General features: G+C 59.4%; 19 protein-coding genes and 2 pseudogenes. 8 read left to right on the top strand and 13 right to left on the bottom strand.

What is annotated here, in order from left to right:
• Positions 1-19: 19 nt before the first annotated feature.
• Both ACYZTM_RS04045 and ACYZTM_RS04040 read right to left on the bottom strand, forming a co-directional pair.
• Positions 20-2,266: an Ig-like domain-containing protein gene (locus ACYZTM_RS04045; protein WP_461987205.1), complete on the bottom strand. Its 2,247-nt coding sequence runs from the start codon at positions 2,264-2,266 to the stop codon at positions 20-22.
• 35 nt (positions 2,267-2,301) lie between these two features.
• Positions 2,302-3,648 carry a hypothetical protein gene (locus ACYZTM_RS04040; RefSeq protein WP_131063487.1) on the bottom strand — a complete coding sequence of 449 codons (1,347 nt, stop codon included), beginning with the start codon at positions 3,646-3,648 and terminating at the stop codon, positions 2,302-2,304.
• Between the two features lie 357 nt (positions 3,649-4,005).
• On the opposite strand from ACYZTM_RS04040, the gene ACYZTM_RS04035 reads away from it, so the two are divergent.
• Positions 4,006-4,983, top strand: coding sequence for an IS5 family transposase (locus tag ACYZTM_RS04035; protein WP_461987203.1), 978 nt, complete (start codon positions 4,006-4,008; stop codon positions 4,981-4,983).
• A gap of 193 nt (positions 4,984-5,176) precedes the next feature.
• Here the strand turns inward: ACYZTM_RS04035 and ACYZTM_RS04030 are convergent, their stop codons facing one another.
• From ACYZTM_RS04030 to ACYZTM_RS04020, 3 genes and pseudogenes are all read right to left on the bottom strand, one after another.
• A complete protein-coding gene (locus tag ACYZTM_RS04030; protein WP_461987201.1) occupies positions 5,177-5,449 on the bottom strand; it encodes a hypothetical protein in 273 nt (90 codons plus the stop codon).
• 388 nt (positions 5,450-5,837) lie between these two features.
• Positions 5,838-6,794 (bottom strand): annotated as a pseudogene (locus ACYZTM_RS04025) (IS5 family transposase).
• 326 nt (positions 6,795-7,120) lie between these two features.
• A complete protein-coding gene (locus tag ACYZTM_RS04020) occupies positions 7,121-7,297 on the bottom strand; it encodes a hypothetical protein (RefSeq protein ID WP_461987199.1) in 177 nt (58 codons plus the stop codon).
• A gap of 546 nt (positions 7,298-7,843) precedes the next feature.
• On the opposite strand from ACYZTM_RS04020, the gene ACYZTM_RS04015 reads away from it, so the two are divergent.
• The 6 genes and pseudogenes from ACYZTM_RS04015 to ACYZTM_RS03990 all read left to right on the top strand — a co-directional run bounded on the left by ACYZTM_RS04015 (position 7,844) and on the right by ACYZTM_RS03990 (position 14,437).
• The gene (locus tag ACYZTM_RS04015; RefSeq protein ID WP_461987197.1) at positions 7,844-8,206 is read left to right on the top strand and encodes a DUF6124 family protein; all 363 of its coding nucleotides are present in this window, start codon (positions 7,844-7,846) and stop codon (positions 8,204-8,206) included.
• 317 nt (positions 8,207-8,523) lie between these two features.
• Positions 8,524-9,972, top strand: coding sequence for an ATP-binding protein (locus ACYZTM_RS04010; RefSeq protein ID WP_461987195.1), 1,449 nt, complete (start codon positions 8,524-8,526; stop codon positions 9,970-9,972).
• A gap of 184 nt (positions 9,973-10,156) precedes the next feature.
• Positions 10,157-10,390 (top strand): annotated as a pseudogene (locus tag ACYZTM_RS04005) (hypothetical protein); the annotation flags it as partial.
• Between the two features lie 23 nt (positions 10,391-10,413).
• Complete coding sequence (locus tag ACYZTM_RS04000) at positions 10,414-11,445, top strand: SCO family protein (protein ID WP_461987193.1); 1,032 nt, start codon at positions 10,414-10,416, stop codon at positions 11,443-11,445.
• 102 nt (positions 11,446-11,547) lie between these two features.
• Positions 11,548-13,041: a sensor histidine kinase gene (locus ACYZTM_RS03995; protein WP_131062616.1), complete on the top strand. Its 1,494-nt coding sequence runs from the start codon at positions 11,548-11,550 to the stop codon at positions 13,039-13,041.
• Positions 13,010-14,437 carry a sigma-54-dependent transcriptional regulator gene (locus ACYZTM_RS03990; protein WP_131062617.1) on the top strand — a complete coding sequence of 476 codons (1,428 nt, stop codon included), beginning with the start codon at positions 13,010-13,012 and terminating at the stop codon, positions 14,435-14,437. Before ACYZTM_RS03995 ends, ACYZTM_RS03990 begins: the two co-directional genes overlap by 32 nt.
• A 3-nt stretch (positions 14,438-14,440) precedes the next feature.
• On the opposite strand, the gene ACYZTM_RS03985 is transcribed toward ACYZTM_RS03990, so the two are convergent.
• On the bottom strand, positions 14,441-14,827 hold the full coding sequence (locus tag ACYZTM_RS03985) for a hypothetical protein (protein ID WP_131062618.1): 387 nt from the start codon (positions 14,825-14,827) through the stop codon (positions 14,441-14,443).
• 179 nt (positions 14,828-15,006) lie between these two features.
• Here ACYZTM_RS03985 and ACYZTM_RS03980 point away from each other — a divergent pair, with 179 nt between their 5' ends.
• The gene (locus ACYZTM_RS03980) at positions 15,007-15,813 is read left to right on the top strand and encodes a class I SAM-dependent methyltransferase (RefSeq protein WP_461987190.1); all 807 of its coding nucleotides are present in this window, start codon (positions 15,007-15,009) and stop codon (positions 15,811-15,813) included.
• Positions 15,814-16,360: 547 nt separating this feature from the next.
• On the opposite strand, the gene ACYZTM_RS03975 is transcribed toward ACYZTM_RS03980, so the two are convergent.
• From ACYZTM_RS03975 to ACYZTM_RS03945, 7 genes are all read right to left on the bottom strand, one after another.
• Positions 16,361-17,053: a GNAT family protein gene (locus tag ACYZTM_RS03975; protein WP_131062620.1), complete on the bottom strand. Its 693-nt coding sequence runs from the start codon at positions 17,051-17,053 to the stop codon at positions 16,361-16,363.
• Between the two features lie 140 nt (positions 17,054-17,193).
• Positions 17,194-17,958, bottom strand: a complete 765-nt coding sequence (locus tag ACYZTM_RS03970) for a ChbG/HpnK family deacetylase (protein ID WP_461987187.1) — start codon at positions 17,956-17,958, stop codon at positions 17,194-17,196.
• Entirely contained in the window at positions 17,930-19,147 is a 1,218-nt protein-coding gene (locus ACYZTM_RS03965) for a GNAT family N-acetyltransferase (RefSeq protein ID WP_461987185.1), read from the bottom strand. Before ACYZTM_RS03965 ends, ACYZTM_RS03970 begins: the two co-directional genes overlap by 29 nt.
• Before the next feature lie 4 nt (positions 19,148-19,151).
• Entirely contained in the window at positions 19,152-19,841 is a 690-nt protein-coding gene (locus ACYZTM_RS03960) for a GNAT family N-acetyltransferase (protein ID WP_131062623.1), read from the bottom strand.
• A gap of 86 nt (positions 19,842-19,927) precedes the next feature.
• Positions 19,928-21,847, bottom strand: coding sequence for a hypothetical protein (locus tag ACYZTM_RS03955; RefSeq protein ID WP_461987183.1), 1,920 nt, complete (start codon positions 21,845-21,847; stop codon positions 19,928-19,930).
• Positions 21,844-23,148, bottom strand: a complete 1,305-nt coding sequence (locus ACYZTM_RS03950) for a lipopolysaccharide biosynthesis protein (protein ID WP_131062625.1) — start codon at positions 23,146-23,148, stop codon at positions 21,844-21,846. Before ACYZTM_RS03950 ends, ACYZTM_RS03955 begins: the two co-directional genes overlap by 4 nt.
• The gene (locus ACYZTM_RS03945; RefSeq protein WP_461987181.1) at positions 23,145-24,146 is read right to left on the bottom strand and encodes a polysaccharide deacetylase family protein; all 1,002 of its coding nucleotides are present in this window, start codon (positions 24,144-24,146) and stop codon (positions 23,145-23,147) included. The genes ACYZTM_RS03950 and ACYZTM_RS03945 overlap by 4 nt, the downstream gene beginning before the upstream one ends.
• Positions 24,147-24,153 lie beyond the last annotated feature (7 nt).

The following is a 24,153-nucleotide window of genomic DNA, read 5'->3' as shown; positions in this document are numbered from 1 at the left end:
CGGCGGGTGAGGCGAGGGCTCAGTTGGCGATGACCGTCACGGTACGCACGGTGCCTTGGGAGGAGCGGATGGTCGCCGTCGGATTAGCGGACGGGATCACCGTGGTGCTGTTGCTCACCGTCAACCTCCAGCGACCGGTCACCGGCACCGTGGTGGTGCCCAGGGTGACCAGCCCGGTCGGGGTGGTGACCTGTACGGTGATGGTGTTGCCGGTGATCACCGACGAGGTGCCCGCAAAGTCCCAGGTGAAGCGGTTGTTGGAGCGGGCCGACACCGTGGCCGTGGTCACTGCGAAGGTTTCCGCAGCAGGCCGTGGCGAGACTTGCACCGTGACCGTCGCCGGCGTCGACAGGGCGCCGAAGCTGTCCCGGGCGATGTAGGTGAAGGTGGTGGTGAAGGCCGTGGTGACCGTGGCCGGTGGGGTGTAGGTGATGACGGTGCCGTCAGTGGTGACAGTGCCGCGACCTGCTGGCGGTGGGGTCAGGCTGGCGACGGTGAGCGGAACGTTGCCTTCCGGATCGGTGTCGTTGGCCAGCACGTTGATCGGAATTGCCACACCCAGGGTTGCGATGCTGTCGGCGACGGCCACCGGAGACTGGTTAGGCGACACGGTGATGGTCACGGTCGCCGGAGCGGTCGAGGCCAGGCCTTTGACGTCTTGAGCCTTGTAGGTGAAGGTCGTTGTCAGCGGTGCATTGACCACGGCAGGCGGGGTGTAGATCACCGCTGTCGTGCCGCTCAATGCCACGGTGCCTTGCCCGTCAGCCGGTGGGGTCAGCGCGGTGATGCTCAGCGGCGTGTTGCCGTCAGGGTCACTGTCGTTGGCCAGCAGGTTGAGGGTCAGCGGCACGCCGAAGCTGGTGCTGCCGGTGTCGGCGACGGAGAGCGGCGCCTGGTTCTCGCCGGTATCCGGTGCAGCACCGACCACCACGACGAGCTCGGTGTCACTGCCGCCTGCGGCGGATTTGACCGTGACGGTAGCCGGTGGCTGAGTCAGATCTGCGATGGTCAGTCGTTGCAGGGTGCCTGATTTCGACAGACGTCCGTAACCCTGAGCAACCATGTCCGGCACCGCCACTTCATCCGTGGAGGTGGCCTCGATCAGCAGGCTGTGATTGCTCCAGCTGTAACGAGCGGTCTGGATTTTCACCAGGTCAGTGAGCTTGCTCGACACCGCCGTAGGCCGGGTGGTCCCGGCCGGGTTGGTGGCGGTGACCACCACCACCGCAGGCACGGTGGCCCCCGTCAGGCGCTGGCCGAAGAACTGGCCACTGTTGTCGCCGGGCATGTTGGTCAGGCATGGCGTCTGCGGTGGTCCGGGCACAAGGGCCACGGTTTCGCGGAAGCACAGGCTCGAACCGTTGGTCGATTTGCCAAACACTTCTACCCGGGTACTGCTGGTGCCCGGGTCTGAAGCGGTGCGGCGGTAAGTGGCGCGGCCAATTTCCACCGGGGTTTGCGCACGGTTGTCGAGGACTTTGCCAGACACGGTAAAGAGGTTGGTCTGGATGGTCCCGGCAGGCCCCTGCACACGCAGGAAGTTGTTATCGAACGGGCTGCCGGTGACCGCTTCGGTGAGGTTCGGATCGCCGACGAAAGTCTCGGTGGAACCGGTGTCCGGGTTCACTTCGGTGTACGGACCGTTGACGCTGCTCAGGAATGTCCCGACCTGCCCGGCGAGGGCACCCGAGAAGTCGCCCGGTACGCCGATGCCGATGTCGCGGGTGATGTTGATCGCCCGACGGCCCGGCGTGGTGACGGTGACCGTTTCCACGCCGTACGGGTGGGTGATGGTGTAGGTCCCGGCGACAGGCACGTTCACCCGCAGACGAATCCGCGCGAAGCTTGCCTGATCGCCGTCGACAGGGTTTTCGGACGCGAATGCCGCTTCGATCGCGGCCACGTAGGCATCCACGCCATAGCCTCCGACATCGGCGATGGTGGTCTCGGCGAGGTACCAGAACGCTTCCGGTGGCCAGTTATCCGGAAACACCATCGGCTGGGTGTCGTCGAAAACCCCGGGTTCCGGATTCAGGATGCACATGTAGGACGGCGCGCCTGGTGCACCAGGCGACCGCGAGCTGGTAGCCCGCGACTGGCACAGTTCCAGCGACAGCAGATTGTTGTCCTGATACCACATCGGGAATTTCCCGGTGGCAAAGGTGTAGGGGCCGGGGTCGACGGCAGCGAGTTGCGCGAAAGCACTGCCGGACAGCGATAGAGTCAGTCCCAGGGCGTTGAGCGCCAGGCGTGGCAATTTATTCATGATGCCTCCTGATGAGGATCTGGCCATGAGTGCGTTCATTGCACGATGACCACTTCTTCGATATCGCTGCCGCCATTGGATGACGTCACTCGAACCTTGGCCGGTGGAATCGGCGAGATGCCGGTCGCCAGGGATTTCACTGCGCCATCGCCACTCAGGGCGCCGATGGCGACACCGGTGCCGGTGGTGGCGGTGAGTACCGGCGGCGAGGTTTCATCGCTGGTCGAAGCCACTACCGTGATTTGCGCGGTGCTCAAGCTGTACTGGGCGGTCTGGATCACCACCAGGTCCGTCAGTGGCATCGACAACGTGGTCGGCGTGCTGGTGGGAATGGCCAGGTGGTTGTCGGCGGTTACCACCAGGCTGCTTGGCAACGTCGGGTTGGTTGAGGACTGGGCGTACCAGCGGCCGGAGGTATCAGCCTCGGTCAGGTTCAGCGCCGGGCTGTTGCTGTCCAGGGTCACGGTGGCCGGTGGCGGCGGGGCCATGACGAACACATCCTGCTGCGCCACCGGTGCGCTTTCACCGGCCTTGCGCGAGTACGTGCTGCGCTCGGTGATCATCGGGGTTGGCCGGACCACGGTCGACAACTTGCCGGAAATGGCCATGACCGTTGTGCGCAAGTCCAGACCGTTAGGCCCTTCGATGCGGATGTAGTTGGTATTGAAAGGGCTGCCGGTGAAGGCTTCTTCCAGGTTCGGATCGCCAACGAATCGCTCGGCCGACCCGGTGACCGGGTTGGTCTCGGTGTAGGGGCCGTTGACGCTGCGCAGGAACGGGCCGATGTCACTCTTGAGTGCGCCGTCGTAGGTTTTCGGCGTGCCGATGCCGATGTCGCGGGTCATGTTGATGGCGCGAGTCCCTCCGGCGGGAACGTCAAAGATGTCGACGCCGTAGGGGTGGGTGATGGTGTAGACGCCGGCGGTAGGCACGTCCACCCGAATACGGATGCGGCCAAAACTGACCTGGTCGCCTTCTACCGGTTCTTCAGCGGCGAAGGCGGCTTCCACGGCGCTGACATACGTCAGGTCGATGCCCCGTGCGGCATCGACGATTGAGCCGTCACCGATGAACCAGAACGACTCATCGGGAAAGTTGCTCGGGAAAACGATGGGCTGCGCGTCGTCGAAAACCCCGGGGGTCGCGCCCAACAGGCACATGTAGGCCGGGGCGCCGGGTGTACTGGCAACCCGGGAGCTGACTGCCTTGGACAGGCACAGATCGAGGGTTCGGCCATGGCTGTCCTGATACCAGGCGGCGAACGAGCCGTTGGCTGGCACATAGGGACCGGGGTCTACGGCAAACAGCGCTGCCTGGGCAACACTTTGGGCTAAAGCGCTGACGACCAGAGCGGCCGCCGTTTTGGACAGTAAAGGGTGCATGAGTATTCCCTCTATCGAAGTACCTGCCCCGTAGGGATGGGTCAGTCGACAGTGGCTTTGGCAACTTCCATACCAATCTTTGGAAACGGCCGGCAGAGGCCCGCAGCGAGGGCGTGTAGCGCGCAAACGATTTCGCGGCGCCAAGGGCGCGAGCGGGCGACTGTCCCCAGCATTGGGGGTGGATGGGGGCAGTGGGGTATGTGGGGAATCGGTGGGGGGGACAAATCCCGAAGTCGGGCAAACTTTCGACATTGAGCGTAGAAGGTGACCCGATGGAGGTTTTCTAGGGAAACTCTGAAGAAGGCTTCCAAATCTGGTGAAATACCCGCCTGACACGAACACGACGGTTGAGTCACGATGAAACAGATGTCCTTCGCCAATGCCGAGTACGCCGGCAAACGTAAACAGACCCGCCGCGAGCGCTTCCTGATTGAGATGGATCAGGTCGTGCCCTGGAAGGGCTTGATTGCCTTGATCGAACCGCATTATTCGAAGGGCGACGGTGGTCGTCCGGCTTACCCACTGATGGCGATGTTGCGGGTTCATCTGATGCAGAACTGGTTCGGCTACAGCGATCCGGCGATGGAAGAATCACTCTATGAAACGACGATTCTGCGCCAGTTCGCGGGCTTGAATCTGGATCGGATTCCCGATGAAACCACGATCCTCAACTTCCGCCGCTTGTTGGAAAAGCATGAGTTGGCAGGCGGAATTTTGCAGGTCATCAATAGCTATCTGGGCGATCGTGGCCTGTTGTTGCGTCACGGCACGGTGGTCGATGCGACGATCATTCACGCGCCGAGTTCGACCAAGAACAAGGACAGGAAACGCGATCCCGAAATGCACCAAACCAAGAAAGGGAATCAGTACTTTTTTGGTATGAAAGCGCACATCGGCGTCGATGCAGAATCCGGCCTGGTGCATAACCTGGTGGGTACGGCGGCCAATGTGGCGGACGTGACGCAATTCGATCAGTTGCTGCACAGTGAGGAAACCTACGTGTGTGGCGACGCCGGTTACACCGGCGTGGACAAACGTCTCGAGCATCAGGATCGCAAGATGATCTGGTCGATTGCGGCCCGGCCAAGCCGCTATAAAAAACACGCAAAAAAGAGTCTGATCGGGCGCATGCGACGCAAGATCGAATACGCGAAAGCGAAGGTGCGGGCCAAGGTTGAGCATCCGTTTCGCGTGATCAAGCGCCAGTTTGGTTATACGAAAGTGCGGTTTCGTGGCTTGTCTAAAAACATCTCGCAGCAGACAACGTTGTTCGCTTTGTCGAGCTTGTGGATGGTGCGAAAACGGTTGATAGGTATGGGCGAGGTGCATCTGTAATGCCGGCCAATTGTCCTGAAACAGTGCAATTAGAGGAAAGAACCGTAGATTAAGGACAATAAAAGGTCTGATTTTCGCCGACTTATGATTTTTTGAGCCTCAAGTAGTGAGGACATCAAAAATCGCTGACTACTTCAGACCTTCCTTAGATCAATTTAAGAGCACGTTTACCTAAAGCAGAACTCTCATTGGCTTAGCGCCGATATCTTACTCTAAGCCCAGTGCCAACCGGCCCTCCCGTCCCAGCAATATACACCCCATACTCTTCAACATCATCTTGTATGTCAGAGGCAAGATAAGCTTCGCGCGACAAATTAGCTCTATTCTTGAACACCACCACAACCTGGTTCTGTCCATTTACCTGAATATTTTCCAATTTATCAAAAACACCAGTGCACTTTACACCAGCGCTGTTAGTAAATTTGTATAGATACTCTTTCTTCAGTACGCTTGTATTTTCGTTCATCACATAACCCTCAATTTCCATTTATAAAGGCATTAACCACTTCAACCACAGCAAGCAGTGAATACAGCCACTATTCAACATACCCACAGAGCAACTATATGGCGACAACCTATAATACACACCTGTAATTTCTGACAGTTTTTTATAGCAATTAGATATAATTGCCACTTCAAACTGCTAAAAACAAAATAAGTACTGTATTGGCTGCGCTCCTCCCCCCAAAAAATTAATTTTCGCATCTTAAGGAAGGTCTGAAATACCCACCAGCTTTTGATGCCCTCGTTGCCTGAGGCTCAAAAAACCAAGTTTGTCGGTAAATCAGGCCTCTCTTTGCTCTTAATTCATGATTATTTCCAATGTCGAACCTTTCCAGGGTAATTAGTCCGCATTACAGGCGCAGTTCACCCATACCCATCAGCCGTTTTCGAACCATCCACAGATTCGACAAGGCAAATAATGTCGCCTGCTGGACGATGTTTTTTGCTAATCCACGGAAACGCACTTTCGTATAACCAAACTGGCGCTTGATCTTTCGAAACGGATGCTCAACCTTGGCCCGCACCTGCGCTTTCGCGTATTCGATCTTGCGTCGCATGCGTCCGATCAGACTCTTTTTTGCGTGCTTTTTATAGCGGCTTGGCCGGGCCGCAATCGACCAGATCATCTTGCGATCCTGATGCTCGAGACGTTTGTCCACGCCGGTGTAACCGGCGTCGCCACACACGTAGGTTTCCTCGCCGTGCAGCCACTGATCGACCTGCGTCACGTCCGCCACATTGGCCGCTGTGCCCACCAGGCTATGCACCAGGCCGGATTCAGCATCGACGCCGATGTGCGCTTTCATACCAAAAAAATACTGATTCCCTTTCTTGGTTTGGTGCATTTCGGGATCGCGTTTGCCATCTTTGTTCTTGGTCGAACTCGGCGCGTGAATGATCGTCGCATCGACCACCGTGCCGTGACGCAACAGCAGGCCACGGTCGCCCAGATAGCCATTGATGACCTGCAAAATCCCACCCGCCAACTCATGTTTTTCCAACAAGCGGCGAAAGTTGAGGATCGTGGTTTCATCGGGAAGGCGATCCAGACTCAAGCCCGCGAACTGACGCAGAATCGTCGTTTCATAGAGCGATTCCTCCATCGCCGGATCGCTGTAGCCGAACCAGTTCTGCATCAGATGGACCCGCAACATCGCCATCATCGGATACGCCGGACGACCACCGTCGCCCTTCGGATAATGCGGTTCGATCAAGGCAATCAAGCCCCATCTCAATCAGGAAGCGCTGCGGCGGGTCTGCTTACGTTTACCAGCGTATTCGGCCTCGGCGAAGGACATCTGTTTCATCGGGGCTCAACCGTTCTGTTCGTGTGTGGTGGCTATTTCACCAAATCTGGAAGTCTTTTTCAGAGTTTCCTTAGAGGTCCTCAAGGTTAAGTCTTGAAAGCTACAGAACCTATGCCTGTGATCCACTTTTTTGGGCCTATGGGTGGCTCTGCAGGGAGCAAGCAACCTGACCCATGGGTTGTCCAGTTTTACGGCAAGAACCCTTTGCCCTTGACGGGTGCTTAATATGCCGTTGCCCGGAAGACGATTGTGTCCTCTGGACTTGTGTCCGCCTACCCGCCGAGTCATCGGTTGCTCGATGCTTCGTGGCAATAGAGGTTGACCGACTATGGCTTGCTCTGTTTCGGGTTGCAGTGGGCCTGTAGCCTCCATGGGCATGTAAGGTCGAGCCTGAATGTCGCGCCATAGTGTTTCCCACCGAACTGCATCATCGCCGCATGCGGTTTGTTGCTGCCAACGAGCGCCGAGCCCTCGGGCGCGTAGGTGGTGATGGAGGCGGCCAAATCGGCGGCGCTGACTTGTAGGATCTGGCCGGGCCTATTGACCTACCCCTTATCAAGCTTCCGCCGTCGGCGTCCGAACCATGGGCACGTGATTCGTTTGGAAGATCAATTTATAGTTGTCATACCGCTTAGCCTTGTACGTAGCCCGCCCATTTCACTATTGGGAGTAGAAGCTGCGTGTCAGCGTTTTAAACATCTCTGGAGAGCGGTTGTTTAACTGCTCGCACGGTTACGTCCTGAAAGCTACAAAACCTTGCGCCGTTGCCTACGGCTGCGCCAGAATCCCCCGGCTTGTGCGCCTTGGGGCCGCTCGGTAACTTGATACCCGTCACTGCCCTTCAGTGATCGGGTTTAGTCGCCCGCGGTTCTAGTGTGCACATCCTCTATCAGTCAGTCATTTTCCATGCCTGCGCTCGATGGTAGCTGTGCGTAGGGCGTCTTCGGGCGCGCCGGTTTGCTAGATCCCCGGTCGACTAACCTGCGTACAGCTGCCTCCCCTTACGTTTAGTCGCAAGAGGGGTGGCGCTCCACACATGGATCTAGCATATGTTCAAAGTAACGCCCAATCCGCCGGACACCGATCCGGCCTCTCCGTACGAACCCGATTCAAAGAAGCTCAATGAGGCCGCCGAGCGGGCGCTCGACTTTCACTTCCCGTCGAATGCCGACATCAAAGCCACCGCGCGAACACGCAGTACCCTGTTTTCTGTGGACCCAGAGGCTACGGCCGAAACCCTGGCGGTTTATCTGGTTGAAATACTGGCCTCGGTCGATGTGATGGTGCACCAGTTGGTGGATCATCTGGAGGGTGAGTCGCGCTACGCGCTGCTGGGTATTTCCAACAGCATCATGATGGCGGAGATCACCGCGAATCGGGTGTTGGATAAGATTGATCTGCCCAACAAGTAGATGTCGTTTGTTGTGGTGAGTGGGTAACTGATGTTGGGCTGTGAAGCAGTGCCTTTTTTAGGGCTGCTGCGCAGCCCAGCGGGAGCAAGCTCCCTCGCCACGAGTGAGATTGCACACCACCACCACGTCAATTTATTCGCCCCCATCGGTTTATGACTGATCGGGGTGATTTCTTTTGCGTGTGCTGCGACCGTATTGCACACGATGCCAGCCTGTTCCGAAATGCGACCCAAAAAGGGTGGGGGACAAACCCCGAAGTCGGGCAAACACCAGACAGTGGGCTATAACCCTATAGGGAGTTTCCGGGAACAACATCCATGACCAGTCAGTCCACAACCCTCCAGAAAGAAGAGGGCGATGTCCGCTTGAGCTCGCGCAAACAGCCGTTCAATCTGCTGCGCTGGTTCTCGCTCATCAGCATGGCGGTGATCGGCTCGGTGGCGGTCGCGCTGGGCGCGGTGTCCACGCGCTTTGTGATTACCGAAAGTGTGCAGCGCGATGCGTTGCTCACGTCCCAGTTCGTTCAAGCGATTGCCTCGGCCGAGGTTCGGCATGTCTCGATCCCTAACGTGCGGACCATGGGCGAACTGCTGGACCCGCGCAAAGACAAAGACTTTCCCGAAGTCGACCCACTGGCCAGGGCCAGTGCCCGTGGTGAGTTCCTCGACCATATCGAGCACTTGCCCGACGTGATCCTGGCCAACATTTATGCCCCTGACCGCATGGTGATCTGGTCCACCAACCCGGCACTGATGGGCACCACGATCCATGCCGACGATGACCTCGACCAGGCCTTTTCTTCCAGGATGCCGGTGTCGGCCAGTTATCACAGCGTCGACAAAAGCCGCATGGAGCAGAAGTTCGTCACGCCGCCGGACTACATCTTCATTGAGAACTACATTCCGCTGTTCGATGCCGATGGCGATACCGTCACGGCGATGGTCGAGATTTACAAGGAACCCAAAGACCTGATCGACCGCATGGAGCGCGGCCTGGTCCTGATCTGGCTGGCCACGGCCCTGGGCGGCGGACTGATCTACCTGGGTCTGTACTGGATCGTGCGGCGAGCGGCGATCCTCCTGGAGACCCAACAAAAACAACTGATCACCAATGAAACCTTTGTCGCGCTCGGGGAGATGTCATCGGCGGTTGCCCATAGCCTGCGTAATCCGTTGGCGACCATTCGCTCCAGCGCCGAGCTGGCGCTGGAGTTCGACAGTGGCCCGGCCCACAAGAACATCAACGACATCATTGGTCAGGTGGACCGCATGTCGAAGTGGGTCAGGGAATTGCTGCAGTCGTTACGCCCGCTCAACGATGAAGCCGAGCCGGTGAATCTGGTGGCGGCGTTGCATGACAGCCTCATGGCTTTCGAGCATCAGATTGCCAAGGCCGAGGTGCAGGTGGTGTTCGAGCCGAAGGAGACGCCGATGGTGTTGAGTCAGCAGGTGCAGCTCACGCAGATCCTCAACAGTTTGCTGGCCAATGCCGTCGAAGCGATGGACAGGGGCGGCACGCTGACCATCACCCTGGAGCCGACCGATACCCGAGGAATCTGCGTCGTCGTAAGCGACACCGGCAAAGGCATGAACGAAGAACAGCGCAGCATGGCGTTCCGGCCTTTCTTCACCACCAAGCAGGGTGGGCTGGGCGTCGGGCTGGTGCTGGTGAAGCGGATCATGGAGCGTTTTGGCGGAGCGGTGACTCTGGGCAGTCGTGAAGGTGAGGGCACTAGCGTCTGTCTGTCGTTCAAACGGATTCCCTGACAATGGGTATGAACTTTCCCCGTTAGCGGGTGCCAGGCCCCAGTCGTTTCTCCGATCAGGGCGCATTGGTGTTGATAAGCCATTGTTTTGCTTGTGTTATTGCTCTTGTACAAATCTGTTACAGATCTGGCGAGGTCCTTGCAAAACCACCACTACCTCCTTCACGACTTCGAGGCGGCTGGTGATGGACAGAAAAGCGCGGCATTCCTTCCAATGGTTCAGCCTGATAACGCCTCTGAGCGTCCTGCTCACTATGACGCCGGGCACAGCGACTCTGAAGACCCGTTTCAATTACCCCACCAACGCCAAGCCGAGCCCGTTGTTTGGCGCTCAGCCGTTCACTCGGCAGCGGGTGCTGTTTGAAGAATTCGGCCCGGAAAAACTCGACGCCTTTATGCGTCAACCGGAGCTGACCTTCGGCCCACAAGTGGCGGTGAAAAAATGAAACGCAGGGGAGCCGACACACCAGCGCATACGCCGCGCTCCCGCGCCTTGGGCATGCACCTGATTCTGGTCCTGGTCACTTGCCTGTTGGCCAGTCTGGTGCTGCTCGCTCGCGAAGGGGTACTGGCGCCAACGGAATCGGCGACACCCTGGGGCGGCGATTACTTCCCCAACACTCTGCTGACCGATCAGGACGGTCGGCAGGTGCGGTTCTTCGATGACTTGATCAAGGACAAAGTGGTGGTGATCAATTTCATATTTACTTCGTGCAGCGACTCCTGCCCGCTGGAAACCGCGCGCCTGCGTCAGGTGCAAACGTTGCTGGGCGACCGGGTCGGCCAGGACATTTTCTTCTACTCCGTCAGCATCGACCCACTCAGCGACACGCCCGAGGTGCTGAAGGCCTACGCACAACGCTTCAAGGTCGGGCCGGGCTGGAAGTTTCTGACCGGCGAATTCGAAGACGTCACCGATCTGCGCAAAAAACTCGGGCTGTTCATCGAAGGCGTCGACAACGGACGCAGCAAAGACCACAACCTGAGCCTGATCGTCGGCAACCAGTCCACGGGCCGCTGGATGAAAGCCTCGCCGTTCGAGAATCCGTGGATCCTAGCCGATCAGTTGGCCAACACCTTACAGAACTGGAAGAAGCCCAGCGTTGGAGAAAGTTACGCCGATGCGCCCGAGATTCGCCCGCCGAGCAATGGTGAAGAACTGTTTCGCACCCGTTGCGCGTCGTGCCACAGCTTGGGGCCGCTGGACGGGCAGGGCATCGGTCTGCGCAGCATCGGCCCAGACCTGATCGGCGTGACTCGCCAGCGCGCCCCGGCCTGGCTCAGCCGCTGGATTCGTGAACCGGACCGCATGCTCGCTGAAAAGGACCCGATCGCGGTGGAGCTGTTTGAACGTTTCGACAGAATCCCGATGCCCAACCTGCGTCTGGACGAGAACGCGGCGCAGTCAATTATGGGATTTTTGCAGGAAGAAACCGATCGTCAACAACCGCTGCAAGCGGCGCAGGTGCAATAGCGGCGAAATACTATCAGTGGAGCCGTCAACCACGATCAATGCCACCTACACTGATCGCTGACGCGGCTGAAAAGGCTTGATGCAAGTCTCCAGGACACTCTCATGCAGACGCTGGAACAACAAAAAATTCCTGCGCCGGACACACCGGCAGCACGGAAGCCGTGCCGGGGCGGACAGTTCAATCTATTGCGCTGGTTTTCCTTCGTCAGCTTTTTCATCATTGCCGCCGTGGCGGCGGGGCTCGGCTACATTTCCACGCGTTTTGTGGTCACCGAAAGCATCGAACGCGACTCCATGCTCACCGCGCAATTCGTTCAGGCCATCGGCGATGCGGAAATCCGCCATGCCTCGATCAATCCGGTCAGAACCATGGGTGAAATGCTCGACCCGCGCGATGACAACGCTTATCCCGACGTCCTTCCGACAACCCGTGCGTCTTCGCGCGGCGAGTTTCTCGATCATGTGGAGCATCTGCCGGACATTCTGTTAGCCAACGTGTATGCCCTGGATCGCACCGTGGTCTGGTCGACCAACCCGCAGCTGATCGGTGTGCGCATCGAGGACGATGATGAACTCGATGAATCCTTTGAAATGAAGGAAGCGGTGTCCACCAGTTACCACGAGATCGACGACGAGCGTCCAGAGCAGAAACTGCTGCGTGAGCCCGAGCACCTGTTCATCGAAAACTACATCCCGATGTTCAATGCCGACAAAAGCAAAGTCATCGCCATGGTCGAGATCTACAAGGAGCCGGTGGATCTGGTAGAGCGCATTCAGCGTGGCTTCAGGGCAATCTGGCTGGCGACCCTGGTCGGTGGTCTGGTCATCTACCTTGGGTTGTTCTGGATTGTGCGGCGCGCGTCCATGTTGCTGCAGAGCCAGCAGAAACAACTGATCACTAACGAGACCTTTGTCGCCCTGGGTGAAATGTCCTCGGCGGTCGCCCACAGCCTGCGCAATCCGCTGGCGAACATTCGCTCCAGCGCCGAACTGGCCCAGGAAATCGCCAGCCAGAATGCACAAAAGAACATCGGCGACATCATCAACCAGGTCGATCGCATGTCGCGCTGGGTCCGCGAGTTGCTGGTGTCGTTGCGGCCCATGAACGACGACTCCGAAACGGTGGACCTGGTGCTGGCCATCGATGACACCCTGAGTGCTTTCGACGCACTGATCAAACGCTCGAACGTGGAAGTGCGCTTCACACCGCAAACCTGTCCACCGGTCGTTAGCCAACAGGTGCTGCTCACGCAAATTCTTAATAGCCTGTTTGCCAACGCCCTGGAGGCCATGCCCAAGGGCGGCACGCTCAGTATCGAGATTGAACAGCCCCGATCCGGACAGGTGCGGATGACCTTGAGTGATACCGGCAAAGGCATGACCAAGCAGCAGCAACAGATGGTCTTCAAGCCGTTTTTCACCACCAAACAAGGAGGGTTGGGCGTTGGCCTGGCCCTCGTCAAACGAATAATGGAGCGTTTTGACGGCTCGGTCGAACTGACCAGCCAGGAGCAGGAAGGAACCCGCGTCTGTCTCAATTTCAAAGTGGCAACGGGAGGGGAATATGGAGCACAGCATACTGCTGGTCGAGGATGATGAACTCCTGGCCGAGAATATTCAGACCTACCTGGAGCGCAAAGACTTCGAGGTGACGGTCTGCCACTCGGCTGAAGAGGCGTTGAAAAAACTGGGTACGTTCACCCCTGATGTAGTGTTGACCGATAACTCGCTGCCGGGCATGAGCGGTCACGACCTGATCCAGAAGCTGCGCATCAGCGCGCCGGATCTGAAAGTGATCATGATGACCGGCTACGGCAACGTCGAAGACGCCGTGGTGGCGATGAAAGAGGGCGCTTTTCATTACGTCACCAAACCAGTGGCCTTGCCGGAGCTCAAGCTGCTGCTGGACAAGGCCCTGGCCACTGATCGAATGGAGCGCACGCTGTCGTTTTATCAGGAACGCGAGGCGCAAAAGTCAGGAGTACAGGCATTGATCGGCGAATCGGCTCCGATGCAATACCTGAAAAACACCATCGCCCAATTGCTCGACGCCGAGCGACGCATGGCCAATACCGACCTGCCGCCGGTGCTGGTGGAAGGCGAGACCGGTACCGGCAAGGAATTGGTGGCACGGGCGCTTCACTTCGACGGTCCGCGCAGCAAAGGTCCGTTCATCGAATTCAACTGCGCGTCGATCCCGTCCAATCTGGTGGAGTCGGAACTGTTCGGCCACGAGAAGGGCGCCTTTACCGACGCCAAGGACCGTCGTGTTGGCCTGGTGGAAGCGGCTGATGGCGGTACGCTGTTTCTCGACGAAATCGGTGAAATGGATCTGCTGCTGCAAGCCAAGTTGCTGAAGCTGCTGGAAGACCGGACCATCCGCCGGGTCGGCTCGGTGAAGGAGCGCAAGGTCGATTTGCGGGTGATCAGCGCGACCAACTGCAACCTCGAACAAATGGTGCAACAGGGCAAGTTCCGTCGTGACCTGTTCTTCCGTTTGCGCATTATTTCGATCAAGGTTCCCCGCCTGTATGCCCGTGGCGCAGACATCTTGCTGCTGGCCCGGCACTTCCTGGCAATCCACGGCAAACGCTATGGCAAACCGAACCTGCACTTCAGCGATCTGGCTGAAGAATTGCTGCTCAGCTACAGCTGGCCGGGCAACGTGCGTGAGTTGCGCAACATGCTTGAGCAAACCGTGCTGCTGGCTCAGAGCGATACGATTGCGGTCCATCAGTTGAACGTGTGCCTGAGCCTGGTGGATGACCCGATCATCCTGCAGGAAGCACAGCACCACGAGCCGCGTCCGGTGTACAACGGCACCGACTCGATGAACCTGCCGGAAGTCGAGCGCGACATGGTGCGCAAGATGCTCGACAAGACCGATTGGAACGTCACCAAGTCTGCACGGCTGCTGGGCCTGAGCCGCGACATGCTGCGTTACCGGATCGAGAAACTCGGCCTGGCACGCCCGGACAAACGCCAGTGGTGAGCCTTATTGCAACGTTGCCCCCTGACGGCTAAGGCATTCGAGCACGCACCGGGGGTCGAGGACTTCTTCGTTGACGTAGACCCCGCGTTCCGGATCGTAGGAGCGGATGAATACTCGAACGGAGGCATCCGCGACCGTCGGCAAAACTGAGTCGTAGAACTCATGCTGGCTGGCAATCGGGATGAAATCCTGAGGGGCCGTCGGGCTGTACGACCGAGGCGGCACCGTGCTCAGGGAGGGCGGCACCGGGTGGGCGAACGGCTGGTCGGCCCCGTAATAGTTGAAGTTGCTGCTGTAATCGGTGGTGGGTGTCAGCGTGTCGTCTGCCTGGGCGCCGGTGATGGTGGTCAGGCTAAGGGCGAACAGCAGCGTCAAATCAGTTGTTTTCATGGCAACACCTGCGAAATCGGTTTTCCCGCACTTCCCCAAGGCCATTAACTATAGCTGCCGTACGGGCACGCGTTCGCGATGCCCGGATTACAACATTCCAACAAACGCCCGATGGGGTTTCTTAGAGCACTGATCTAGACTCGTGCCGGTCAACAAAGCCCCGAACTCTGGAGTGCGCAATGGAAATGCCGACCAAAGAAAACGCCATCGCCAGCAACCGCGATGCGTGGAACGACTCCGCCCGACACCACAAAGACACCCCCGATTGGCAAGCCCTGGTGAAGGCGGTCAGTCAGCGCGATTTTTGCTGCATCGACGACACACTCCGCGGTGTGCTGGAGCAGGTCGGCGTCGATGGCAAGGACTTGGTGCAACTGGGCTGCAACAACGGGCGGGAAAGTATCTCGCTGTTTGCGCTGGGGGCTCGCAGCGTGGTGGGCGTCGACCAGTCCGAAGCGTTTCTCGATCAGGCGCGAGAGCTGGCGTCCCGCTCGCCGCATGAGCCCGAATTCGTCGAGGCCGACATTCATCACCAGCCGGCTGAACTTCATGAGCGCTTCGACGTGGCGCTGATCACCATTGGCGTATTGAACTGGATGCCGGACATCGGCGAATTCTTCCGCCATGTCGCCCAGACCCTCAAGCCCGGCGGTGCGCTGGTGGTGTACGAAACCCATCCATTCCTGGAAATGGTCGACCCCGAAGCTGCCGATCCTTATCGCCTGGACAGCTCTTACTTTCGCAGCGAGCCGTTCGTGCAGGACCAGCCGATTGTTTATGAAGGCAAAGTCGAGCAGCCGGCCGCTCCGTCCTACTGGTTCGTCCACACCCTGGGCGCAATCGTCACCGGCGCCCTCGAGGCGGGGCTGCAGATCAGCCACTTCAAGGAGTACCCGCATTCCAACCGCGAGGAACTCTATGACCGTTATGAGAAGCAGACGGCGCAGTTGCCGTTGTGTTTTACGTTGGTGGTTGTGAAGCGCTAAGAAAGGTGTCGCTCCCACTGACGCCATCGCGAGCAAGCCCGCTCCCACATTTGATCGTCGTCGAACACAAATCCTGTGTGCGCTGGAGATCTACTGTGGGAGCGGGCTTGCTCGCGAAAGCAATTTTTCAGTCGCATCAATGCTGAATTGTCCACCGTCTTCGCGAGCAAGCCCGCTCCCACATTTGATTGTCGTCGGACACAAATCCCGTGTGCGCTGGAGATCCCCTGTAGGAGCGAGGCTTGCCCGCGAAAGCAATTTTTCAGTCGCATCAATGCTGAATTGTCCACCGTCTTCGCGAGCAAGCCCGCTCCCACATTTGATTGTCGTCGGACACAAATCCCGTGTGCGCTGGAGATCCCCTGTAGGAGCGAGGCTTGCCCGCGAAAGCAATTTTTCAGTCGCATCAATGCTGAATTGTCCACCGTCTTCGCGAGCAAGCCCGCTCCCACATTTGATCGTCGTCGAACACAAATCCTGTGTGCGCTGGAGATCCCCTGTAGGAGCCTTGCCCGCGAAGGCCGCAACTCGGTCTCTCTATCAGAAATCAGGCGTTTGCCGCCGCCGTCACCACCGGCCGTCCCGGTTTGCGCAGCGGGTCCAGGCGCGAGCCTGTGTAGCGGGTTTCGCGGTGAAAGCGCCAGCGGCCGAACAGGCCGTAGACGTGGGTGACGCGACCCTGTTCGTGATAGCCCATGCGGATGTGCAGCTTCAACGCCGGGATGTTGTGGGTTTCGCAGACGTCCACTACCTTGTGGCAGCCTTGGGCGCGCATCGTGTCCCAGAGGGCGACCTGGACATCCACCGACAGGCTGGTGCCGAAATAGGCGCGGATCATTTCGCCGCCGAACTCGAAGAACTCTCCGGGTTTGACCGGGAACCAGCAGCCGTAATAGTGGCGGTCGTGGTAATCGCGCACGCTGCCCCAGATAAACCCGATAGCGTGGCCGTCATCGTCAACGTACATGTGCCCGGTGTGGCCTTCGGTCGCGAGTTCGGCCATGGTTTCGACCCGGTCGCCAAAATGCTTGGCGAAAGCGATGGCGTTTTCCGGGGTAATGGTCACCTGGCGCACACCCGAATAGGGACGCAGTTTGTGCGGCGGTACCGGGCTTATCAGGTCGCGTTCCATCCATAAAAGCTCCCAGTGGAAGAACACGTAGCGTTTCCACAGCGTGTTGAACGTGCGGCTCAGGCCCTTTTGTTTTATGCGTTCGCGAAGCTTTTTGATGATGCTCATGACGCTTTCCTTAGCCTAAGCCACGGTGTGGGTGGAAACGTTTTTTTGATGGGTATAGATCAAGGTTGCTGGTTCATGCCAAAGCGCCGGCTTTGAATATGTTGCAACCTATGTAACTCATTCGAGCGCTGCTTCACCTGTCACCAAATGGGTGTTCGCCCATAGGAAACCCGTGGAACACCTTGAAGACGCCGCTCTAGCACAAGGGTCAGCGACTCTTCTGAATGCAAATAGGCATCGCCGAAATCAGCCCCCAGCTGAGTCGGATGGGCCATGATTTCCAGCACACCGTCGGTCGGCATGGCGTCGTTACGCAGGTCCACCGGGGTGCACACATAATCCGCGGTCACACCGGCCAGACTCTGCAAACGAATATTGAGCATCGTCTTGAATACGCGCTTTGGCAGGCTCAGGTTTTGCCCCAGATTGCGCGCAAGGCGCACGGCCACACCTTGGTTCGCGGCGAAGCGGGCGACGATTTCACCGATAGGCCAAATGTTGTGAACGTGCTGATGGGAATCGATGTGGCTGGGCCGTACGCCGTTGTCCACGCAGCGTTGCCATTGGGCCTTGAGTTCCTCCAGCACCGCGTCGCGGTCCCGGCGGCTAAGCCAGACGCGGTGGCGGGGCAGGTTGAGATCGAATACCCCGTTGCGGTCGCAGAAGTTCGATCGACCCAGAATCGACTGACTCAAGGGGCGCCCGTAGGTGAGGTTGAAATGCAGGCCGATCCGGTCCTTGAGTAACGGGTGCTGGGCCATGACGCACGCCGCTTCGAAGGCCGGCATATTGGCCATGGCCGTGGCGGAACTGATCACCCCCGCCTGGAACGCACCGAGGATCACCGCGTTTTCGCACGGGCTGAGACCGAAATCGTCAGCGTTGACTATGACTTGGCGAGGCATGTTCGCTCTCCCTGTTGTTGTCGGTTGGCGGCGCCGTTTTAACCACCGCGGCGACGGGGGCCGGTGCGGCGGCAACGGCCGCTGCTGCACGTTTGGCTCGCCGTTTCTGCAGCACGGGTTTGAGCCACTGCCAAAGTCTCAGGGCCAGGCCCAACGCAAGGCCGCTGGGGCGCCAGGAATAGAAACTCCAGCGCCAGTGTTCCAGTTGCCCGGTCATGCGTTCGTGCAGTTGATGGTTGGAGTTTTCCAGGCTCACCCGCGAGGCATCGATCCAGCGCCAGTGTTCGTCCAGCCCCCAGCGAATCCATTCATCGAGCAGCACCCGACCGCTGCCCAGATCGGCGTATTGCGGCAGGAACGCCAGGTTGTAATCGTACAGCCGACCTTGCTCCAGCAACCCGAGGCGGTAGCTGATGCAGCGCCCGTCCAGCTCCAACACCACGACCCGCACCAGCCCCTGTTCGGCGAGGGCGGTGAAGGCACGGTCCATCCATTGTCGGTGGCGTTCGTCGGCGAAAATCCCGACGCCTTCATCACCTTTCCAACTGACCGCTTCGACTTCACTGATGGCCTGCAACAACGGGCCCATGGTCGACGCGTCGGGCGTGATCCGCCGAACCTGGGCGCCACACGCCGCGATGCGTTTGCGTGCGCGGCGCAGTTTGTAGCGCGGGTCGCCAGAGACTTCCTGGTGGTCCGCGTCGCTGATCACATGCACCGGCACTCGACAGCTGAGGCGTCGTTCACCGGTCGAACTGTGGGTCATCCACTCGGTCAGTGCGCTTTCTTCGCCAACAGGTTCCGACAACTCGTTGAGTTGCAGCAGGGCATGGGGCAGCTGTCGACGGATCTCGATCAGTGCCTTGCGGATATTCTCCGAGTCCGTTTTTGCGAGGAGCGCGAGGCGGTCGGCGAGGGGATAGCCAAGGTGATGCAGCACGCGAAACGGCAGCCTGCCGAAACGTTCAACGCAGGCCACCAACGGCAGGCACAAGACCAGCTCCTTGCCATGCCAGCCGAGCAACACGTGCAAGCGTTGCCCGGTTGTCAGTGTCTGTTCGGACGCGCGCATCCAGGCCAGGGTGTTGAACGGCGTGTGGTCCGTCACTCGCAGACGCAACGCTTCATAAGCCGTTGCCGGGAAGTCAGCGGCGCACAGTGAAGTGCGCCATTCGAATCGTGCTGCCATAGGGTCAGGTCACCGCTGCCGGGGCAGGTTCACGCGCCGGTTTGCGCAAGGCATCCAGGCGTGAGCCGCTGTAATGGGTTTCGCGGAAGAAGCGCCAGCGGCCAAACAGCTCGTAGACGTTCATGATCCGCCCTTGTTCCTGATACCCCATGCGGATGTGCAGCTTGAGGGCCGGGACATTGTGGAACTCGCAGACATCCACCACTGTGTTGCAGCCTTTTGCCTGCATGGCCTTCCAAAGGTTCAACTGAAGGTCCAGCGACAACAGCGTGCCCCAGTAGGCGCGGATCTGCTCGCCGCCAAATTCAAAGAACTCGCCTTCCTTCACCGGGAACCAGCAGCGGTAGTAATGACGGTCGTGATAGTTGCGCGCGCAGCCCCAGATGAAGGCCACGGTATCGCCGTTTTCATCCAGGTACATGTGCCCGGTATGACCCTCGCGGGCCAGTTCGGCCATGGTTTCCACGCGATCGCCAAAGTGACGGGTGAACGCCACCGCGTTTTGCTCGGTGATGGTCTCCAGGCGCAGCGGCGGGTAGGGCCGCAGTTTATTCGGCGGAACCGGGGTGACCAGGTCGCGCTCCATCCATAACAGTTCTTCGAGGGAAAATACGTAGTGCTTCCAGATTTTTCTGAGGGTGGCGCGCAAGCCTTTTTGTTTGATGTGGCGGCTGAGTTTCTGCAAAACGCTCATGGTATTGACTCCTGACGGCACGGGCCGTAAGTGGAGTAATGCGAGGCCCGGCCAATGACCGGCGTCGCTATTCAATTCGTGGCAATTCATGAGGTGCTCCAGCTAAGGGTAAACAGGGTCCGTCCTGGCAGCTCGAAGCTGACGCGACCGTCCTGGCAATTGAACGGCGCGTCGCGGGCACGGTTGTCGGCACCGAAATAGCGCAATGAACCGTTGGCCAGCGGGCACTGCGCCCCGGTCAGGGCCACACGCTGCAAGCGCGCACCTTTATTGACCCCCAGCAGGCTGCGTTTTACGTCCTCGCCCATGGCCAAAACGTCGACCTCGAAAGCGTCATTCTCCAGGCTCATCACGTCGCGCAGCCAATGCTCGCGGATGAACTGCTGGGCCATGCCCACAGGCTTGAGCTCGAAGGAATTCTCGCCGAGCACGCGCAACATGCCTTTGGGGTAGTTCGGTTCGTCGGCGGCCTGGAACCAGCCCAGCATCTCCAGCAAGCCGTCCTGGGACGAGTTGATAACGACCGAAGCCCACCACAACGACGCGAAGTCGGTTTCCTGATCGTAAGGGCTGAGGCTGGAACCGCTGGACATGTTGGTCTGGTCCAGCAGCAAGGCTTTGCGCGGCCGGCCCTGGGCGTCGAGGCCGACCAGGTCGGCGGCGCGACGCACGCTGTCACGGTAGACCCGTGTCGCCAGCAGGTCGCGAATCATCCATTCGTGCCAGGCCAGGGCATCGATGTTGTCGCCGGATTCGGCCAGCAAACGCTTGGCCCAATCGATGCCGCGCTTGTCGGCGGCGTTGTCGGCAAACGGGCCGTTGACCAGCCGTGAACTGGCGGGCATGGCAATGCGCACGCCGGCCTTGGCGTTGGCGGGATTGCTGCGCACCTGCCGGGCCATGCTGTTGAAGATGCTTTGGTAGCTGGCGTAGTCCGGGTAGTTAAGGTTCGGCTCGTCGGCAAAACCGATGTAGTGCGTGCCTTTGCCACCCAGAGCCCGAGTGGTCGCGAGCCAGGCGTCGAGCCCGGCGTTGCTCATGGTGTCGGCGCGCAGGTCAGCCTGACGCTGGCTCCCGGCCAATAACGTGATGTCTTGGGTAATGCCGAAGCGGTCCTGATACAACTTGCGGAAAGCGTCTTCGTAGTGCGGATTCTTCGCCGTGATGTCGACGAAACTGTAATAAGTCCCCGCCTGTGGCTTGAGTGCATCGAGCACTGCATAACTCGATTCCGGCACCTTGACGTAGGGCAGGGCGATGCCGAGATTCGGGGTCGGCCCCAGCTCTTTGTTGTGCAACGTCAACCGGACTTGGCCATCGTCCTCGCGCAGGGGCTTGAGCTGCTGCGGGTTCTGGGCGAAGAGGTTGGCGGTGCCGTCGAGCCAGAACGCCACTTTGCCGCTGCCTTGCAGGCGCAGGCGCCAGACCTGTGGCTCGGTGGCGACGGGCAACTCGACCTTATCGAATTGCCAATAGCCGCGATACGGTTTCAGCGCCAGCGCTACTTGTTTGCCGTCGCCCACGCGCTGCGCTTGCAGGGCGCTGACGCCACCGTGGAATTTGCCGGCCAGCACCGCGTGTTCACCCGGCGCCACCTTGAAGTACAGTTCATCGCCATTGCGGGTTTCGGCGCTGAAATGCACCTTGGCCGGGGCGAAGAGCGCCACCGTGCTGTCGTCGTGCTCCACCTTGTAACGACGGAAGCTGTAGCCCGGAATTTCCAGTTGATAGCTGGAGGCACTCGGCGCCAGCGGCCAGCTCTGACTGCCGCGCGATTCACTGGCAGCGATCAGGCGCTCGCCCTGAAGTTTGCCTTGGCCATCGAGCAGGTACAGGCGTTCTTCGTTGGCGTCCGCCTGCCACGCCGGTGCCCAGCGAATGGTCAAGGTGTCGGGGCGATCCGGTTGCAGGTACAGGCTGCCGTCGCGAATGTCGGCCCAACGCATGGGCGCCGCCTGAGCGCTCAGCGAGAGTCCCAGACTCAACAGCAGGGCCAGGCGTTTCATGCCGACTTCCTTTGCAGCATTTGCAGCATCGGCGCTACATCGCTGGGCAGAATGATCAGGGTTTGCCAGACCGGCACACCGCTCAACCGGCAGTACATCACCAGCAATGCGAGGGTTACCGCGACGTAGGCGATGGACGATGCCGCCGCCGCGCCGACGATCCCGTAAGCCGGAATCAACACCAGGTTCAGCGCCAAATTGAGCAAGGCGCCGAGGCCCATCAACAGCGAAATCGTGCCGGGGCGGTTTTTACCCAGCAAGTCCAGGCGCAGGATGCTCGCGTAGCACAGGCCCAGCAGACCCGGCAGCAGCGCCAACAAGGCGGGATAGGCCGGCTGATAGGCCACGCCGAACAGCGTCACGATCAGCCATTCGCCGATCACGGCCATGGTCACGCAGGCGCCGAGCATCACCGTGGCGGTCAGGCGCAAGGCCAGCGGCGTGACTTTGTCGATGCCTTCTTCCTGTTGCAGCAGGCGTTTCATCAGCGGCGTGGTCACGGCTTCCGGGACGATCAGCAGCAACTCGGCGGCGGCGCTGGCCATGGCGTAATGACCGAGCGCGGTGCTGCCGAGTAGGGCGCCGATGAACAGGTAATCGGAGCGCAGGATCACTTGCTGGAACAGCAGGTCCGGATGGCTGCGGGCGCTGTAGCGCAGCAGCTCATTCTGACTGGCGCGGTCCCACTGCAATTTCAACGGCTGATCGCGTTTGAGCCAGAACCAGCCCGCCAGCACCACCAGGCTGATGCCGGACAGCCAACTGATCAGCGCCGCTTCCAGCGCGGAGTCTTTCCACATCCAGAACAAGGCGAGAAACAACAGCAGTGGCACCAGCGATTCCATCAGGCGCAACGCATTGAATGCCACCACGCCGCCGGATGCATTGTGCAACGTCAGCAGTCCGCTCTTGAGTACGGTCAATGGCACCGCCAGCAGCAGCAGCCAGGCGAGGAGGCCCAATTGCGTGGTGATGTCGAGTTCGTTGCCGAACTCGCGCATCAGGGCGACCACCAGCAAGGTCAAAAGACCCGCCAGCAGGCAACCGAACACCAGCACCTGACTCAGCAGCAAACCCATGGGCCGCTGCTTGGCCGCCTGAAAACCCACCGCCGAGTTCAGCCCGCCACTGGTGGCAGCGCTGATCAAGTCAGGCAGGGTGCTGAGCAGGGCAAACAAGCCCCGTTCGCTCGGCCCGAGGATTCGGGCGAGCAACACGTTGCGCATCAGCCGCAAACCGATCATTGCCAGTTTGGTGCCCATGCTCAGGGCCAGATGCTTGAGGTAATGGCTGCGGCTCATGCGCGTGCCCCGCGATAAAGGCGCCAGGACAGCAGCTGCGGATTGCGCGCCACCCGTTGGCTGACGCCGAAGCGTGGCAAGTTCAAGGGATCTTCCGTGCCCCGATAAATCCCGGTGCCTGTGCCCAGGGCGAACGGAAAATCATGGTCGGCCACTTGTTCGCGCACCCGCGCATCGTTGTCGCCGTTGGGGTAGCAGTAGACTGGCAGAGGCCAGTTGCAGCTGTTTTGCAAGGCATTGCTGCTGCGGCTCAGCTCCTCATGCAAACGCTGATCATCAAGGCCGGTGAGAATCGAATGGCTGGCGCCGTGCGGGCCGAACCGCACGAGCCCCGAGGCTTCCAGCGCGCGTACCTGATGCCAGTCCAGCGCCTGGGGCAATGACTCGTCCGGGCACTCATCGGTCAGTCGATTCAGGTCAGCAGGGCTGAGGGTTTTCAGGCTGTGCAGAAAGTGCAGCAAGGCCAGGCTGCGACGCTCCACGTCCAGTGCGTCGAAGGGCACCGGCAATGGCCGACCGACCTGTTTAAGGCAATCGATCAATTGCATCCGGGCCCGTTCGCCGTGGCTGCCCCAGAGGGTTTCACCGATGCTTTCCCACCAGAACCGCTGGCGGCTGCCGATGAAGTCGGTGGAGAGAAAAATGCTCGCCGGCACCTGATATTTTTGCAGCAGGGCGAAGGCATTTACAGCGTTGTCGCGCCAACCGTCGTCGAAGGTCAGGGTGATCTTCGGGCGATCCGATCTCACCGTGCCGGGTTGCAAGATGTCCATCAACGACACGCAGTCGAAGTGTTTTTTCAGCCACACCAGCAAGTGTTCGAACGCCTTCGGCCCGACGCACAGTTCATTGCGGTGGGGCAGCTCGGCGGCCTGGTCGCTGGCCAGCACCCGGTGCAGCATCAGGATCACGCCAGCGCCTTGCAGTTGAGTGCGCCCCACCGGCGAGTTGAGGTAAAGCCAGCCACTGGTGCGTTTTAATAATTGTTTGATCGCCATGGCTCAG

This window comes from Pseudomonas sp. MDT2-39-1, assembly GCF_054898085.1.
This window is presented reverse-complemented; position numbering and strand designations above follow the sequence as displayed.

Coding starts and splice junctions, on each gene's coding strand:
- ACYZTM_RS04045 (WP_461987205.1), bottom strand. CDS start 2,266: ATGAATAAATTGCCACGCCTGGCGCTCAACGCCCTGGGACTGACTCTA.
- ACYZTM_RS04040 (WP_131063487.1), bottom strand. CDS start 3,648: ATGCACCCTTTACTGTCCAAAACGGCGGCCGCTCTGGTCGTCAGCGCT.
- ACYZTM_RS04035 (WP_461987203.1), top strand. CDS start 4,006: ATGAAACAGATGTCCTTCGCCAATGCCGAGTACGCCGGCAAACGTAAA.
- ACYZTM_RS04030 (WP_461987201.1), bottom strand. CDS start 5,449: ATGAACGAAAATACAAGCGTACTGAAGAAAGAGTATCTATACAAATTT.
- ACYZTM_RS04015 (WP_461987197.1), top strand. CDS start 7,844: ATGTTCAAAGTAACGCCCAATCCGCCGGACACCGATCCGGCCTCTCCG.
- ACYZTM_RS04010 (WP_461987195.1), top strand. CDS start 8,524: ATGACCAGTCAGTCCACAACCCTCCAGAAAGAAGAGGGCGATGTCCGC.
- ACYZTM_RS04000 (WP_461987193.1), top strand. CDS start 10,414: ATGAAACGCAGGGGAGCCGACACACCAGCGCATACGCCGCGCTCCCGC.
- ACYZTM_RS03995 (WP_131062616.1), top strand. CDS start 11,548: ATGCAGACGCTGGAACAACAAAAAATTCCTGCGCCGGACACACCGGCA.
- ACYZTM_RS03990 (WP_131062617.1), top strand. CDS start 13,010: ATGGAGCACAGCATACTGCTGGTCGAGGATGATGAACTCCTGGCCGAG.
- ACYZTM_RS03985 (WP_131062618.1), bottom strand. CDS start 14,827: ATGAAAACAACTGATTTGACGCTGCTGTTCGCCCTTAGCCTGACCACC.
- ACYZTM_RS03980 (WP_461987190.1), top strand. CDS start 15,007: ATGGAAATGCCGACCAAAGAAAACGCCATCGCCAGCAACCGCGATGCG.
- ACYZTM_RS03975 (WP_131062620.1), bottom strand. CDS start 17,053: ATGAGCATCATCAAAAAGCTTCGCGAACGCATAAAACAAAAGGGCCTG.
- ACYZTM_RS03970 (WP_461987187.1), bottom strand. CDS start 17,958: ATGCCTCGCCAAGTCATAGTCAACGCTGACGATTTCGGTCTCAGCCCG.
- ACYZTM_RS03965 (WP_461987185.1), bottom strand. CDS start 19,147: ATGGCAGCACGATTCGAATGGCGCACTTCACTGTGCGCCGCTGACTTC.
- ACYZTM_RS03960 (WP_131062623.1), bottom strand. CDS start 19,841: ATGAGCGTTTTGCAGAAACTCAGCCGCCACATCAAACAAAAAGGCTTG.
- ACYZTM_RS03955 (WP_461987183.1), bottom strand. CDS start 21,847: ATGAAACGCCTGGCCCTGCTGTTGAGTCTGGGACTCTCGCTGAGCGCT.
- ACYZTM_RS03950 (WP_131062625.1), bottom strand. CDS start 23,148: ATGAGCCGCAGCCATTACCTCAAGCATCTGGCCCTGAGCATGGGCACC.
- ACYZTM_RS03945 (WP_461987181.1), bottom strand. CDS start 24,146: ATGGCGATCAAACAATTATTAAAACGCACCAGTGGCTGGCTTTACCTC.